Annotated in this window: 17 protein-coding genes; 10 read left to right on the top strand and 7 right to left on the bottom strand. The window is 31.5% G+C overall.

From position 1 onward, the window contains the following. The first annotated feature begins 100 nt into the window (after positions 1-100). The gene (locus KO527_RS02590; protein ID WP_216038825.1) at positions 101-298 is read left to right on the top strand and encodes a hypothetical protein; all 198 of its coding nucleotides are present in this window, start codon (positions 101-103) and stop codon (positions 296-298) included. A gap of 44 nt (positions 299-342) precedes the next feature. Here KO527_RS02590 and KO527_RS02585 read toward each other — a convergent pair whose 3' ends face one another. Continuing rightward, positions 343-1,914 (bottom strand): hypothetical protein, encoded by a 1,572-nt coding sequence (locus KO527_RS02585; protein ID WP_216038824.1) that lies wholly within the window; start codon positions 1,912-1,914, stop codon positions 343-345. Positions 1,915-2,278: 364 nt separating this feature from the next. On the opposite strand from KO527_RS02585, the gene KO527_RS02580 reads away from it, so the two are divergent. The 3 genes from KO527_RS02580 (at position 2,279) to KO527_RS02570 (ending at position 6,799) form a co-directional block, all read left to right on the top strand. After that, positions 2,279-5,578, top strand: coding sequence for a winged helix-turn-helix domain-containing protein (locus KO527_RS02580; RefSeq protein ID WP_216038823.1), 3,300 nt, complete (start codon positions 2,279-2,281; stop codon positions 5,576-5,578). A 23-nt stretch (positions 5,579-5,601) separates the two neighbouring features. Further along, positions 5,602-5,967: a hypothetical protein gene (locus tag KO527_RS02575; RefSeq protein WP_216038822.1), complete on the top strand. Its 366-nt coding sequence runs from the start codon at positions 5,602-5,604 to the stop codon at positions 5,965-5,967. A gap of 115 nt (positions 5,968-6,082) precedes the next feature. Next, positions 6,083-6,799, top strand: coding sequence for a DUF6445 family protein (locus KO527_RS02570; protein WP_216038821.1), 717 nt, complete (start codon positions 6,083-6,085; stop codon positions 6,797-6,799). Positions 6,800-6,973: 174 nt separating this feature from the next. Here the strand turns inward: KO527_RS02570 and KO527_RS02565 are convergent, their stop codons facing one another. Further along, a complete protein-coding gene (locus KO527_RS02565) occupies positions 6,974-7,132 on the bottom strand; it encodes a hypothetical protein (RefSeq protein ID WP_216038820.1) in 159 nt (52 codons plus the stop codon). 232 nt (positions 7,133-7,364) lie between these two features. Here KO527_RS02565 and KO527_RS02560 point away from each other — a divergent pair, with 232 nt between their 5' ends. Continuing rightward, positions 7,365-8,396: a helix-turn-helix domain-containing protein gene (locus tag KO527_RS02560; protein ID WP_216038819.1), complete on the top strand. Its 1,032-nt coding sequence runs from the start codon at positions 7,365-7,367 to the stop codon at positions 8,394-8,396. A 105-nt stretch (positions 8,397-8,501) separates the two neighbouring features. Next, complete coding sequence (locus KO527_RS02555; protein ID WP_216038818.1) at positions 8,502-9,614, top strand: nuclear transport factor 2 family protein; 1,113 nt, start codon at positions 8,502-8,504, stop codon at positions 9,612-9,614. 98 nt (positions 9,615-9,712) lie between these two features. Here the strand turns inward: KO527_RS02555 and KO527_RS02550 are convergent, their stop codons facing one another. The 4 genes from KO527_RS02550 to KO527_RS02535 all read right to left on the bottom strand — a co-directional run bounded on the left by KO527_RS02550 (position 9,713) and on the right by KO527_RS02535 (position 11,911). Further along, complete coding sequence (locus KO527_RS02550) at positions 9,713-9,871, bottom strand: hypothetical protein (RefSeq protein WP_216038813.1); 159 nt, start codon at positions 9,869-9,871, stop codon at positions 9,713-9,715. A 194-nt stretch (positions 9,872-10,065) separates the two neighbouring features. Then, positions 10,066-10,707, bottom strand: a complete 642-nt coding sequence (locus KO527_RS02545; protein WP_252733368.1) for a VTT domain-containing protein — start codon at positions 10,705-10,707, stop codon at positions 10,066-10,068. Between the two features lie 33 nt (positions 10,708-10,740). After that, a complete protein-coding gene (locus KO527_RS02540; protein ID WP_216038816.1) occupies positions 10,741-11,178 on the bottom strand; it encodes a DUF2141 domain-containing protein in 438 nt (145 codons plus the stop codon). 1 nt (position 11,179) lies between these two features. After that, positions 11,180-11,911 (bottom strand): SDR family NAD(P)-dependent oxidoreductase, encoded by a 732-nt coding sequence (locus tag KO527_RS02535; protein WP_216038815.1) that lies wholly within the window; start codon positions 11,909-11,911, stop codon positions 11,180-11,182. Positions 11,912-11,984: 73 nt separating this feature from the next. Here KO527_RS02535 and KO527_RS02530 point away from each other — a divergent pair, with 73 nt between their 5' ends. Further along, positions 11,985-12,509: a Crp/Fnr family transcriptional regulator gene (locus KO527_RS02530; RefSeq protein WP_216038814.1), complete on the top strand. Its 525-nt coding sequence runs from the start codon at positions 11,985-11,987 to the stop codon at positions 12,507-12,509. An 81-nt stretch (positions 12,510-12,590) separates the two neighbouring features. Here KO527_RS02530 and KO527_RS02525 read toward each other — a convergent pair whose 3' ends face one another. Next, complete coding sequence (locus KO527_RS02525; RefSeq protein ID WP_216038813.1) at positions 12,591-12,749, bottom strand: hypothetical protein; 159 nt, start codon at positions 12,747-12,749, stop codon at positions 12,591-12,593. 774 nt (positions 12,750-13,523) lie between these two features. On the opposite strand from KO527_RS02525, the gene rpmJ reads away from it, so the two are divergent. The 3 genes from rpmJ to rpsK all read left to right on the top strand — a co-directional run. Then, on the top strand, positions 13,524-13,637 hold the full coding sequence (rpmJ, locus tag KO527_RS02520) for a 50S ribosomal protein L36 (protein WP_059364690.1): 114 nt from the start codon (positions 13,524-13,526) through the stop codon (positions 13,635-13,637). 138 nt (positions 13,638-13,775) lie between these two features. Beyond that, positions 13,776-14,132 (top strand): 30S ribosomal protein S13, encoded by a 357-nt coding sequence (gene rpsM, locus KO527_RS02515; RefSeq protein ID WP_059364687.1) that lies wholly within the window; start codon positions 13,776-13,778, stop codon positions 14,130-14,132. 12 nt (positions 14,133-14,144) lie between these two features. After that, positions 14,145-14,404 (top strand): 30S ribosomal protein S11 (rpsK, locus tag KO527_RS02510; RefSeq protein WP_216038812.1); only part of this gene is annotated, 260 nt, incomplete at its 3' end.

Below are 14,404 nucleotides of genomic sequence, written 5' to 3'. Positions count from 1 at the left end.
TATGAAAATTGGCTTATGATTTTTGATTAAGATCAATAAATACTTTATTTATGGGTTCATAATTTGTTTAGTTATTAACAATGTATGAAGGATTATTAACATGAGAAAAAGTGAAATTGTAGTTTTAATATTAGCTGTAATTGTTTTTGTAATTGGGCTTGTTGGTCATTTAGCAGGAGCAAGTTATGCAAACTCCGATTATTTTGGTTATTTTGCAGCGCCAGTACCTTTTGTATTGGCTTTAATATCATTTATTGCATTTAAATATGCTGCGGCACATGATTCAGATGAACATTAATTATAAGTGAAAAAGCATAGCGAACTTCGCTATGCTTTTTTGATTTATTGAATACCGCTAAAACGCACTTCACCTAAGCCAAACTCTTGGCCATGTGTGTTAGTTGCACCATAACCCGTAACAACTTGAATGCGAACATGTGTTGCTTTACCTGTAAGGTCAAAAGATTGAACATACTCAGGATCATTGCCACTGCCAGCTAATGTGATTCTTGTAGGTTGCGTGTAATTAACTCCATCTGTTGAAAGAGATACATCAATTTCTCTGGCGTCCCTTTCAATATAAAAAGATATTTCATTAGAATAATTCCAAATATGTATTCGTGACAGATTAGTCAGACCACCTAATTCTAAATCAATAGTGTTATTAACAATATCAATGGCAGGACCAACAAAGTTACTCGTGCCGATGCTAGAGTAGTGTGCTTGAGTTAATAATTCTACTTCATTAGTTAAACCACTTCCGTCAATTAATTTATTTGCTGAAGTATAAGAGTTACCATTAAATGAAGCCGAAGCAGGGGTAATAACAGATTGTCCAGTAATGGTTAAATAATTGTCGTTCCATGTATCTGGATCAGAAGGTTCTAACCATTGTAGATTTTGATTATTTTTATCACCATAACTTTTCCAATTTAATTTAAAATTAGCGTTTTGCGGTAAACATAAGTAATTGTCATGCCATGTATGTGGATCAGCTGCTTCTTCTATTTGAGTACAATCCATATTAGCTAATGGGCCAGCTGAGTTCCAACTTAAGCCAATATCTATCGAACTACAAAAATAATTATTATTCCATGTGTGTTCGCTTGGTTCTGCTCCTTCATTAATATGTGTACAAACCATATTATTTATTGGTCCGTCATTACTCCAAGCAAAGTCAACGCCATCAACAGTTAAGGTTTGATTTACTGGGTTATTGCTAAATGTGTTGTTAACAAAAGACATACCCGAATGAACCAAGTTTATATAGTCACCAGTAATATCATCTTGGGCTAATACATTTAAGGTATGTGGTTGACCGTCTAAAAACTGAGTAGGAATTTGCCAATCAAAACCGTGATCTCCTGACACATTAAACACTGCATTTACATCTGGGCGTAAAACATTGGTTGTTATGTTGTCTTGTATTTGACTATCAATCTCAAACTGTACATTAACTTGTGCATTTGATGGTAAATCTAATGCCCATCCATACGCAGTATAGCTATTTGATATGCCATCTAAATAACCAATTGGTAATTGATTTACGGGGTCACATGGTAATGTAGTAAAAGTAAGGTCTTGTCCTTGACCTGTAGTTCTTGGGGGTTTTGGATCACCCACAAATTTAAAATGATAGACTGTATTACATTGCAAATTTGATATTGTTGCATCCACAGGACCATTTACGCCTTGTGGTGATGCCATAGTAGCACTGCCATAGCTTGTCGTTGTGCCAAAATGAAATATTTCACCACTTAAACCAATTGTAGAGGCTGCATATCCATTAAGTTGTGCACTATATTGACTTATATTTGTTGCCGGCTTTGTTTCATATAATGTACCTGCCAATGCAGTCGTACTTGTTGCCGTAATCATTAATTGGGTTAGTAAAAAAAAATTTTTGTTTAACATAATAATCATCCATTTTGTATTTCAAAACTACCTTATTAAGTTCTGATAATCCTTGTTAAGATTTACAACAACCAAGAGTTACCTGAACAGTTCGAAAATAAAACTAGATTAATTGGAGGTGTTTAGTCCTTACTTTAATATTGTGTTTTCTTACCAAAAACTTACCTAAAATTAAAAGCTAACAATAACAGTGCCTTACCTAAGAAAGTTTTTCTCTAATTTCATAAATAAAATTATTGAACAAATAAATAATAAAATAGGTACAAAATATCGAGAGTATGACTATATTAATTGTTAAGTAAATCGAACTTGTATTTATTCGAATATCATCATTAATTAAATGGAATGTCATATACGGATGTTGATGAACAACAATGAAATTAAAAATATAGCTGCCTTTCATTTAGGACAATTATTAATTGATCCAAAGCTAAATAAAATTCATACATTAACTGATACTCGAAGCATTCAACCTAAACTTATGGAAGTTTTGACCTACTTATGCATTAAAAATACAAAAGTTATTAGTGCTGATGAGTTAATAAATCAATGTTGGTCTAATCAATTCATGGGTGATAACCCGATACACAAATGTATTGCGCAATTAAGAAAAGCCCTAGGTGATACATCAAAAGATTCATCTTTTATCGCGACGATTCCTAAAAGGGGCTATACGGTTGTAGCAAAAGTGTCAGGCTTAGATATCAGTAAAGATACTGATACCCACGTTAAATTAAACTGTAATCCTTATATTCAAAATAAAAGCTTAAAGTATCAAAATAAAGATGTATTTTTTGGAAGACAAAAAGCACTTAAAGAGATTACTAAAGTTATTAATCAAATGACTTTAGAACAACATAATTGGCTTAATATCACAGGAAAAATTGGATGCGGAAAATCTTCTTTTATAAATATTCATGTTGTACCTGAAATTTTAAAAATAAAAATACAGACGGAAAATGAACATTATCAATCTATTTCAACTGCATTGTATATAAATAAATTTAACTACGAGTTGTGTGACCAAAAGCATGATTCAGCGCATACATTTTTAGAATTTCTAGTCGATAGAAATATCATGGATAATAAAGTAGATTTTACGCATTATTTAAAACTTTTAACAGATGAAAATAAATACCATCAATTTATTAGGTATGTTAAGCCACAATGTATCAATAATGAAAATAATGATGAAAAAATAATCCTAGTTATAGAACACTTAGAGTTATTATTTTTGTCAATGAGTTCAAAAGTTAATGTGTTTTTTAAAATTGTATATTGCTTATTGCGCTCAAATAAGGTTTTTGTTTTAACAGCTGTAACTGATTTGTTTTTATATCGGCTTAACAGCTGTACAGAATCAAAAATTATAAATTATGATTTACAAGAATTGAGAACACGTGAAATATCAGAAGCCATAGCTAAACCAGCTAAAGTCGCTAATATCGCTTTTGATTATGACACTGAAGAACAGCAAAGTTTATCTGACTTAATACTACAAGAACAAGAAAAACATTCTATCAAATTAAGTACATTACAAAACTTATTATTTGATCTTTATCAAAACAGAACAGATAACACCTTAACTTACGATATTTACAATAGTTTAGGAGAAGTTTTTGGTTATCAGCTGAGTGAAATAGAGCATGATTATGACTTACTGGTAAGTTCAGATAAAAGCTTTTTTAATAGTTTGCTTTTTCGTTTGATAGCAATAAACCCATGTAACAATAAAGAAATATTACTTACGACTACAGAATTAACACTTAATAATTCACCTGAGATTAATATCGTATTTAAACTTATAAAAATGGGGGCACTAAACTATAAAATTATTGAAGATATGTCAAAAGAGGTAAATGATAGTTATTGTATTGAAATCTCGAATAAAAAATTGCTTATAGAATGGGATTATTTAAGTTATTGGATAAAGAAAAATTTCGAATTGCTATATTTTAGGCAAGATATAAAACTGGCAACTGAAAGGTGGATATATAATGACCGCCATCCTGACTTTTTATTAAACTCTAATACCCCTCTAAATCAAATTAACCAACTTGTCGAACATACTGATATTACACTTACTCAAAATGAAAATACTTTTATTGCCTCTTCTACAAGTAAATATAGAAGCAACAAAAAATTAAGATCTTTTATTTTTGTTTTACTATCGACTTGTTTAATTTCATTAACAGTTTTGGCTTATTCTTTTGTCGAAAAAAATAATCAAGTAGCTAAGACAAGAAACAGTGCTGAAAATTTAATTTCATTTATTTTGAATGACTTAAAAGGTAAATTGGAACCTTTGGGTAAACTAGAATTACTAAGTTTAGTTGGCGAAAAAACACGAGACTACTTTAAACAAGCCGGTACAAAAAACTTAACGGGTAAACCTTTAGTTCAGTGGGTTGAGTCACTTCATATTTTGGGTGAAGTAAACATAAATAAAAATGACTTTTCTCAGGCTAATGAGTACTTTTCTCAATCAAATTTAGTCTTATCTACAGCGTTAACTTCTGAGCCATTAAAAGTCGAATTACTCAAACTAAAAATGCATAGTGATTATTGGTTAGGCTACTTACAATACCGCAAACAAAATTTTATAAGTGCTGAAACATTTTGGCAGCAATATCTAGTTACGGCTAATAAGTTAATCGAAATTGAACCTATTAAAGCACAATGGTTATTAGAGAAATCGTATGCTTTAAGTAATTTAGGTTCTATCGCTAAAAAGACGTTTATGTCAGATCTTGCGATGGAATATTTTGAACAATCTATTTTAATAAAAACCAAGTTAACGCATTTACAGCCAAATAACTTAGATATAAGAGCCGATTTAGCAGATACGCTATCTTGGCAAAGTGAGATTTACAAGCAAAATGGAAAATTAATTATAGCTTTAGATTTACTTAAAAATGCTAGAACTTATATCGTCGAAATATCAACATTACAACCAGATAATTATAAATGGATAGAATATAGAGCAAGGTTAGAGCATAGTATTGCTCAATTATTTTATGATATTAATGATTTAAAGCTTTCTGACTTGCACACAAGTAATACTCAATCTTTATTGAATAGATTAATTTTAAATGATGATTTAAATTCATCTTATAAAATTAAGCTTTTGTGGAGTTATTTATTAAAAATAAAATTATTAAAACATGAAGGTGATTTAGAGCAAGGACTTCTACTTACAAGTACTGCAACAAAATTAATTAATAACTTTAAAATAAAAAATAAATATTCAAACTCTATTATGAGAGTACATATTTATGTTTTGATTGAACAAGCTTTTTTGTTTAAAAAATTGAATCAGAATGCAAGTGCTATTACTTTAATTGATGAAGCTTTAGATATTTATAACAATCATTTAAATGAAGGAAGTAAATCTAATTTCCTTAATGCATTTATTATATTTAACCGCCATATTACCTCTAATGAATCTAATCACTTTATTAATGATATAAATGAACGTCTCTATCACGATGCAGCCAAATCATTAATTAACACTACTGAAAACCGTACTCCCTCTTTTAAAAATATATCTCTGTATTTTGCGATGATTAATCATACTAAGAAGTTAAATAGTGATGAAGCTTTACTTTCCCGATTACACTCATCTCAATACAGAAATCCAGATATATATAGCACTATTTTTTAATGTTCATAAAAAGGAAAAGTTACATGAACGCACAACCTGAAATAAATATAACATTAAGTGTATCGCCTGTTGCAAGAGGAGGAAATAGCCCTTGCGGTCGATATTTATATAATTTTAGCGAGCAAATAATCAAAGTAGATAAATCATCAAATATAGTTGTTGATTTAGAAAAATCGAAACAATTTAAATTAGAAGGATTTAAGGTTACACGAGTCTCAGAAAGCCCGTTTAATGAAGCTAGCCTTGATAGTAAAAAGATAGTTATAGATGATTTAGACACTTCTGATAAAAACGCAATTTATGATCTAACGATTAAAGTGAGAGATATCGAAAATAATGCACTCATTTTATGCGACCCTCAGGTAAAAAACGATACGACAGATGAGTAATTATTCAAGCAGGAAGTGATTCCTGCTTCATATTTTAAATTTATCTGAAGATAATATTGATTATCTTCAGATAAATGCTTTTATTTAATACATATACCTTTTTTGAGTGTTGTATATGCGTCATACACTGTTTACAGAAGATTTATTAGACATCGCCGTTCCTTATAATGTACCTACATTAACTCATGAAGCCCCTGAACTTAATAAAAACTATTGGATTATTGATGATTTCTTTAGTCATAAAGATGCTATCGCAATTGCGAATCAATGTTTAAACAAAGATAAAAAGAAATGGAAGTTAGGCAGCCCATATACAATTGAGCTTTGGCCCGGTATGCGAGCAGCTAAAGCACTTAAAAAGGCACAACTAGAAAAAGTAGAGGCTTGGATAAAAAGTAAAATCAATACAGATAAAATATGGGTAGTCGACAGTGACGATGTTATTGTTGATTCAAATACAGCAATTTTAGTCGGTGCTAAAGAGGGGAAATCGCGGCCACACGTTGATAATCGTAAGTTGTGTAAATATGGCGCTGTTTTATATTTAAATCAAAATCCCCCACCAGATTCTGGCACTTCATTTTATAGATTAAAATATGCAAATGGTGCTGCTGGTGGAAATTTAGTACAAGATCCCTATAAAAACTTAGTTGATGCTTTACATACTCAAGCATTGCCATCTGATGCCTGGTACGTTGATCACAGTATTGAAAATAAATTTAATAGATTAATTTTGTTTAAAGGCAATATGGTTCATAGCGCGAGTAGTTATTTTGGAACCGATAAAAGAGATAAACGTTTGGCGATTACATTTTTTTATATGTGTGATTAATCATAAATTTGGGTATTATTTTATTTTTGTAAGTTGGCCTTTAGGCTTACTTGTTTTTTAACTAGATTGATTTAAAGATTTATATAATTAAATTAGTAAAACAAAAAACACCGCTAATTAGCGGTGTTTCAGGGTTGAAGTTTTGTATTTAGTTTTATCAAATTAATTCCTTCATTATTTAGAGGTTAAAGCATATGTTGCACTCATTACTGTTACTGCAATCACAGAGCCCACTGCAACAGCTGATGCCATACCATTAAAAGTTAAAACGCTCATTACCATACCACCTAAAATGCTTGTTACTAATAATTCGCTATTGCTTGAAGTGTTCATAATAAATTCCCTTTGTATCGGTTAAGTTTAATTACAAGTCGTTGTTGTTACTTGCTGTTGGAATGAATAATAGGGCAGTTTTAATTGTTTTTTTTGAATTTGTGATGTGTGGTTAATTTCGGTGATGTTGGGCTGATTTAGGTGATTATTAATGTTTTTTGACTCTAGAGTTCGTAGACTTTTAACTGTTTGATATTTATCATGTGAGTACTATATACTTATTATTTTTACCATGGATATAACAAAACAGTTTTTATTTTTTTTTAGTGGCTTAGGTGTATTTAATGGTTTATTGCTTGCGGGATATTTTTGTTGGCTAAAACCTAGAAAACAGTCTAATTTCTTTTTGGCTGCTTTACTTTTGATGTTATGTATTCGCATTTCTAAATCTATCTTTTTTTATTTTAATCCAGATCTTGATAAAACATATTTACAGATAGGACTCTCTGCATATTTTATGATTGGCCCTTTTTTGTATTTTTATGTCAAAAGTAAAATATCATCTAATGAAGTCACTATTAAATGGAAACTACATCTTGCATCGCTCACCATACTTGTTTTCGGGGTAGGGTTACTTTATCCCTATTCAAAATATCCTGAGATTTGGTCTGATTATTATTGGCTCTTTTATTATCAATGGTTAACTTATATTGTAATCTCGGGTTATTTAATTAAAGATAAATTTAAGCTTCTAGCGAGTAAAGTCGCAATTGAACAAAATGATATTTGGCTTTTAAGTATTTTTATTGGCAATGCAATAATTTGGTTGGCACATTATTCTGCTTCTTACACTTCTTATATTGTCGGTGCTTTGTCGTTTTCTTTTGTATTCTATTTATTAGGATTGTTGTATGTATTTCGTCTTAAAAATAAGGCCGTTATAAAGCCTGAAAAATATGCAGATAAGAAAATGACAAATGATGATGCGCAATATCTCATTGATAAGTTAGCTTTGTTAATGCAAGAGCAGACGCTATATACAGATCCCAATTTGACTATGCCTCAGTTAGCTAAAAAACTGAATATTTTAACTCCAAGATTATCGCAATTGGTGAATGACAATTTAAATAAAAGCTTCACTTTATTTGTTAATGAATACCGTATTGAAAAAGCCAAATACTTATTGAATCAAGAAAAACCTATGAAAATGGAGACTATCTCAGAACAATGTGGTTTTAATAGTAACTCTACTTTTTATGCTGTATTTAAAAAAATATCAGGGACAACACCTGCAAAATACAGAGATAGCGTTAAAAAGGGTTGATTTTATGTCTTATATTATAATTCAGGAGACCTAAATTATAATAAATCAATGATTTAGTTTTTTGTATGTTCCAAAATTCCTTTACTTAATTTGTAAGGAAAACATATGAAAACTTATTTTATTGTCTTAATTATGATTTTTAGCAGCAATTGTTTTGCTAAAAATCCCGAGCAAGAAAAGCTAAATAAAGCGTTAAATTACTATATAAATGGCACTTCGTTTAACAAACCCGATATGATTAAAAACGCTTTTTATTCAGAAGCAAATTTATATTTAACGCGTAAAGATGAAGATGTATGGACCGTTCCCTCTAAAGAGTATGTGAGCTGGTTTACTAAAAAAGAATACGGCAGTTTTACAGGTCGAATAGGCAATATCATATCCAGTGATATTAATGGCAATATCGCCAGTGCAAAAATTGAAATTATATACCCGAAAAGAAAACTTAAATATATTGATCTTCTGTTACTCAAAAAAGTTGCAGGGGAATGGAAAATTATCAGTAAAACTGCAAGTAGTGAAAAATCTAATAAAAATGGTGAAAGAATTTTATTTGTAGTGTCTAACGCTGATAAATATGGAGAGTCTACTTTAAATACAGGTAATAGTTATTCTGAATTGGTAAATGCTTATGATACTTTTATTAAAGGAGGCTATTCAGTCGATTTTGTAAGCCCTGAAGGGGGCGCGATACCGCTTGCTTATATCAATACATCTCATGAACTCTTTAAAGAATATTTGTACAACAATGATTTTATGTCTGCAATTGGCAATACAATGAATCCATCACAAGTTATCCCTAAAAATTATCGTGCTATACATTACATAGGCGGTGGAAGTGCCATGTTTGGTATCGCTGATAATACACAAATACAAAATATCGCAATGTCTATTTATGAAGATAACAATGGCCTTATTTCATCTGTTTGTCATGGTACTGCTGGAATTGTTAATTTAAAAACCAAGGACGGTCAATACCTTGTATCAGGCAAAAAGATCAGTGGTTACCCTGATTCTTATGAAAATCCAGATAAAGCTTACTTTAAGCACTTTCCTTTTTTAATTCAAAAAACGATAGAGTCGCGTTCAGGTATATTTGAGTTTGGACCAAGAAACACACCTTTTATAAAAGTAGATGGCAGGGTTATTACAGGGCAAAATTATTTGTCATCAGCACCAATAGCTGAAAAAATGATCGAGATATTAGGGCAACTTTAACTTTTAGGATAATCGATTATTAAAACAAAAAACACCGCTAATTAGCGGTGTTTCAGGGTTGAAGTTTTGTATTTAGTTTTATCAAATTAATTCCTTCATTATTTAGAGGTTAAAGCATATGTTGCACTCATTACTGTTACTGCAATCACAGAGCCCACTGCAACAGCTGATGCCATACCATTAAAAGTTAACACACTCATTACCATGCCGCCTAATACTGAAGTTACTAATAATTCGCTATTGCTTGAAGTATTCATAATATAATCCCTTTGTATTTGTTTAGTTATAATTGCTAGTCGTTGTTGTTACTAGCTGTTGGAATAAATAATAGGGTAGTTTGAGTTTTTTAATTTAGCTTTGTGATGTGCGGTTATTTTTGGTGATAATGGGTTAATTACGTGATTATATTTTAGAGAAAACCTAAGGGGGATGCTCCCCCTATGCTGAGCTGTTAAACAAGTTTAGAATGATTTATAAAATATTTATTAAATACAAACCATGATATCCATAACAGTAAACTTAGACCTATTGCTGTAAAAATTGCTGGTTTAGGATTTTGTATTGTACTAATAGAGCCTGCATAAGCAGCTATCAATGTGTAAGGCACGCTCGCTAATAACCACGCTGTCATAAATTTAATTCTTGGCATTTTGCTCGTTCCAGCCATGCACGCGGTCACCTCTGGTAAAATAGGGGCAGCTCTTGAGAGTAATATCATTACAAATCCATAAGCCCTGAATTGTGACAAAGCTTTTTGTTTTTCTGTTGTATTTTTAATTAAATGCTTTAAAAGTTTATCGCCAAATTGATAACTCAAATAATATCCAGTGCTCCCAGCAAGACTCACTCCTAATATTGCCATTAATGCGCCATGCGTAAAACCCAGAAAGTAACCGGATAAAATAATCACTGTCAGTGTAGGAACTGCAATAAATAAATCTGCGAATAGAATCAAAATTATGATTGCAGCTACATAATATCGATTAATGAGTTTAGCCTGAATTAACCAGTTTTCTATTATCTCAATTGAAATCAAACCGGTAGATTTTATGATTATAAACGTTGATGCAAATATACTTGCTAAAATTAGCATTATTTTTAGTAACGGGTTCATGTTGAGATTTCCTTATGGATAAATGATGGTTAAGTTAATTACTGGATCAACTTCTTGCATTATCAGCTTTGCATCCTTAAAGCTTGGAGGGCCAAAATTTAATTTTGCGCCATTAGAAAACCCCATACCTTCGGTAGGAATGAGACCTAACCAGTTTTTTGTCACTTGACCGTTTTCATCTTCATCATGTAAAACTTTAATAGCAAAAATAGGATTTACATTATCAAAACTAACATTAATAAAACTTGTTAAAGCTGGTTTAATTTTAATATCGAGTGCTTTTTGATGTTCAATAGGAAAGCCATCTTTACCAAATAGCATGATCAGAATATTGCCTGGTTTATTTGTATTAATATTGCTTATCTCAACATTTATGATGTTTGCATTTACGTATGGAGAGCTTAAAAATATAAATAAACTAACTAAAAGTTTTGTAATCGTTAATTTCATTTTATTGAGCCCTCATAATTTTCTTTGCAAGTGCAGGCCATAAGCGAAGTAATACTCTGAGTATTTTTACTTTACCAATATCATTATCTAAGGTTTGTTTTTCAATTCCTGCCGTAATTAACCTGCTTACATAGTCAGGGTCTAATTTTGATTGATTTCTGTCTTGAGTCATTGGGGTATCGACTAAAGGTAAAAATACCTGTAACACGCTAATGTCTGTATTTGTTAGTTGATACCTTAAACTTTGAGAAAAAGAATTTAATGCCGCTTTAGTTGCACAATAAATTGCTGATGATGTTTTAGGCGCTAAAGCCAATCCTGAATTAATATTAACAATCGAAGCACTTTTAGCTTGTTGTAATAGAGGCAATGTTAAATATGTGATACTACAAATAGCGGTGAAGTTACAGTTAATTTCTTCAGTTATTGTATCTAACATAAAGTCGTCATCAATATACTTTGCGGTATATTGCACCGCAGCATTGTTGATCAATATGTCAATTTCATTCGTCAACTGTTTTAGTGTAGTGAGCGCTGTTTGTATATCGTCTAATTCAGTTAAATTGGCTTTTATGATCTGAACTTTTGGATACTTTAGCTTAATTTGTTCAATTTTTTTGTGGCTTCTGGCAATTATATACAGTGTATTAGTGTCATATAACTGCCCTAATATGCTGAGCCCTATACCAGAAGTAGCACCTGTTATTAAAATTTTTTTATTTAACAATTTCATATCTTGACCCTTGTAGATTATTGGGTACTAATATAAAAAGGATTTTATAGATAATCGTTAACATAGGTTAAAAATGAATTTTTCTGAGATAGCAAATCAATTTGGCACAGTAGAAAGCTTTAAAAAAGGAGAATATATTTTCAACTTAGGCGACATTAGCCAGCATGTGTATTTTGTAATTGAAGGAGTATTAAAAGCACATTATCTAACAGAAGAGGGTAAAGAGTTTATAAAATCTTTTGTACTTCCTAATGATACTATTGCGAGTCTTCAAGCATTAGACGGTGATTCGTGTAGTTTTAATTTGTTATGCCTAAAAGATACTAAGGTTATTAAATTGGCCTATCAAACAATTGTCGAACAGAGCAAAACTAATATTGAAATCGCAAATTCTGTGATTGAATTACTTGTTGCTTTTGGTAAGAAAAAAGAAAAAAGAGAATATGAGCTCTTATGTTTAGATGCCCAACAACGTTATCAGCAATTATTACAACGTAACCCTAATATTTATGATTTTGTTACGCAAAATGATATTGCAAGATATTTAGGGGTGACGCCTGTGGCCTTGAGTAGAATTAAGAATGCCATTTATAGCTAAACGTACATATAAAAACACCGCTAATTAGCGGTGTTTCAGGGTTGAAGTTTTGTATTAAGTTTTATCAAATTTGTACCTTCATTATTTAGAAGTTAATGCATAAGTTGCACTCATTACTGTAACTGCAATTACAGAACCAACAGCAACAGCTGATGCCATGCCATTAAAAGTTAAAACACTCATTACCATGCCGCCTAATACTGAAGTTACTAATAATTCGCTATTGCTTGAAGTGTTCATAATTTATTCCCTTTGTATTTGTTTAGTTATAATTGCTAGTTGTTGGAATGAATAATAGGGCAGTTTTAATAGTTTATTTTTGAATTTGTGATGTGTGGTTAATTTTGGTGATATCAGGTTAATTTGATTGATTAATGTTTTGTAGGTTGGCCTTTAGGCTGACTTGGTAGATTTTGATGGCCCTTGAAAAGCTAAAGCTTCTCCTACAGTAATATAGTTATGAAAAACGAACTATGTCTGCTCCTGTGTAATTCTTATATTTACATGTATAAAGTTTAGAAAAGCAACGGCAATATCTCCCTGGATTTTTCAAGTTCCTGCATTAATGTAGGCAAAGCTTCTCCTACAGGTTTGGTGCTACAGGCTTATATTGGATTTGTTTATTGTAGGTTGGCCTGTAGGCTGACTTTTTTACAAGCGAGGATGCATCTATGATTATTTTTGATAGGGATAACTTTTATTTTGAATGATATATATACAAATCAGTATTTTAAATGTGCAACTTAGTTATTTTTGTAGTGTAAAGCGCACTAGAATCATATAAAATCATCTTATATAGTGTTATTCCACCAATCTTTAGTAGTGGAATTGAACTGTTAACGAGTAGAATACAGGGCTGATTTTTCTAGCTCGAACTAAACACGCTGATTTAATTCATACTGTTTTAATATCGCTGGAAGAAATCGGTAGGCTTATCAATATGATTCTATATTTAAAAAAGTTAATCTAAAAGTTTAGCCAATTGGCACTTTTAGATAGCTACGGAGATGACTCATGAAAGTACGTGCATCCGTTAAAAAGATTTGCCGTAATTGTAAAGTTATTAAACGTGCCGGTGTTGTACGTGTAATTTGCATAGAGCCTAAGCATAAGCAAAGGCAAGGTTAATTAAGAAATCGTGCAGTCTAAGCTAACTATTTATATAAGTAGCTTGGTCTGTTTATTTAGATGATTTGGTCATTAGTTGGGTATCCTAACGGGCTTTCCAACAAATTGATTACCAAATCCAAATTAGGAGATGTGTTAGTGGCCCGTATTGCTGGCATTAACGTTCCTGATCATAAGCACGCAGTAGTAGCTATTACTGCCATTTATGGTGTTGGTACAACTCGCGCTAAATCAATTTTAGCTGCGACAGGAATCGCTGAATCTACAAAGATCAGTGAACTAAATGAAGAAACACTTGATCAACTTCGTGAAGAAGTTGGTAAGTACACTGTTGAAGGTGATCTTCGCCGTGAAGTTACTTTAAATATCAAACGTCTTATGGACCTTGGTTGTTATCGTGGTCTTCGTCACCGTCGCTCTTTACCACTTCGTGGTCAAAGAACTAAGACTAACGCGCGTACTCGTAAGGGTCCACGTAAGCCTATCAAGCGATAAGGGATATAGATTATGGCTAAAGCACCAGTTCGTCGTAAGAAGGTAAAAAAACAAGTTGCTGATGGTATGGCTCATGTTCATGCTTCTTTCAACAACACTATTGTAACTATTTCAGATCGTCAAGGTAATGCTTTATCTTGGGCAACTGCAGGTGGTTCAGGTTTCCGTGGTTCACGTAAATCTACGCCATTCGCTGCACAGGTTGCTGCTGAGCGAGAAGTTAATGCCGCTAAAGATTACGACTTTAAAAACCTTGAAGTATTTATTAAAGT

The sequence above is a fragment of the Pseudoalteromonas sp. C2R02 genome (assembly GCF_018860845.1).
In the GTDB taxonomy this organism is placed as follows: Bacteria; Pseudomonadota; Gammaproteobacteria; order Enterobacterales; family Alteromonadaceae; genus Pseudoalteromonas.
This window is presented reverse-complemented; position numbering and strand designations above follow the sequence as displayed.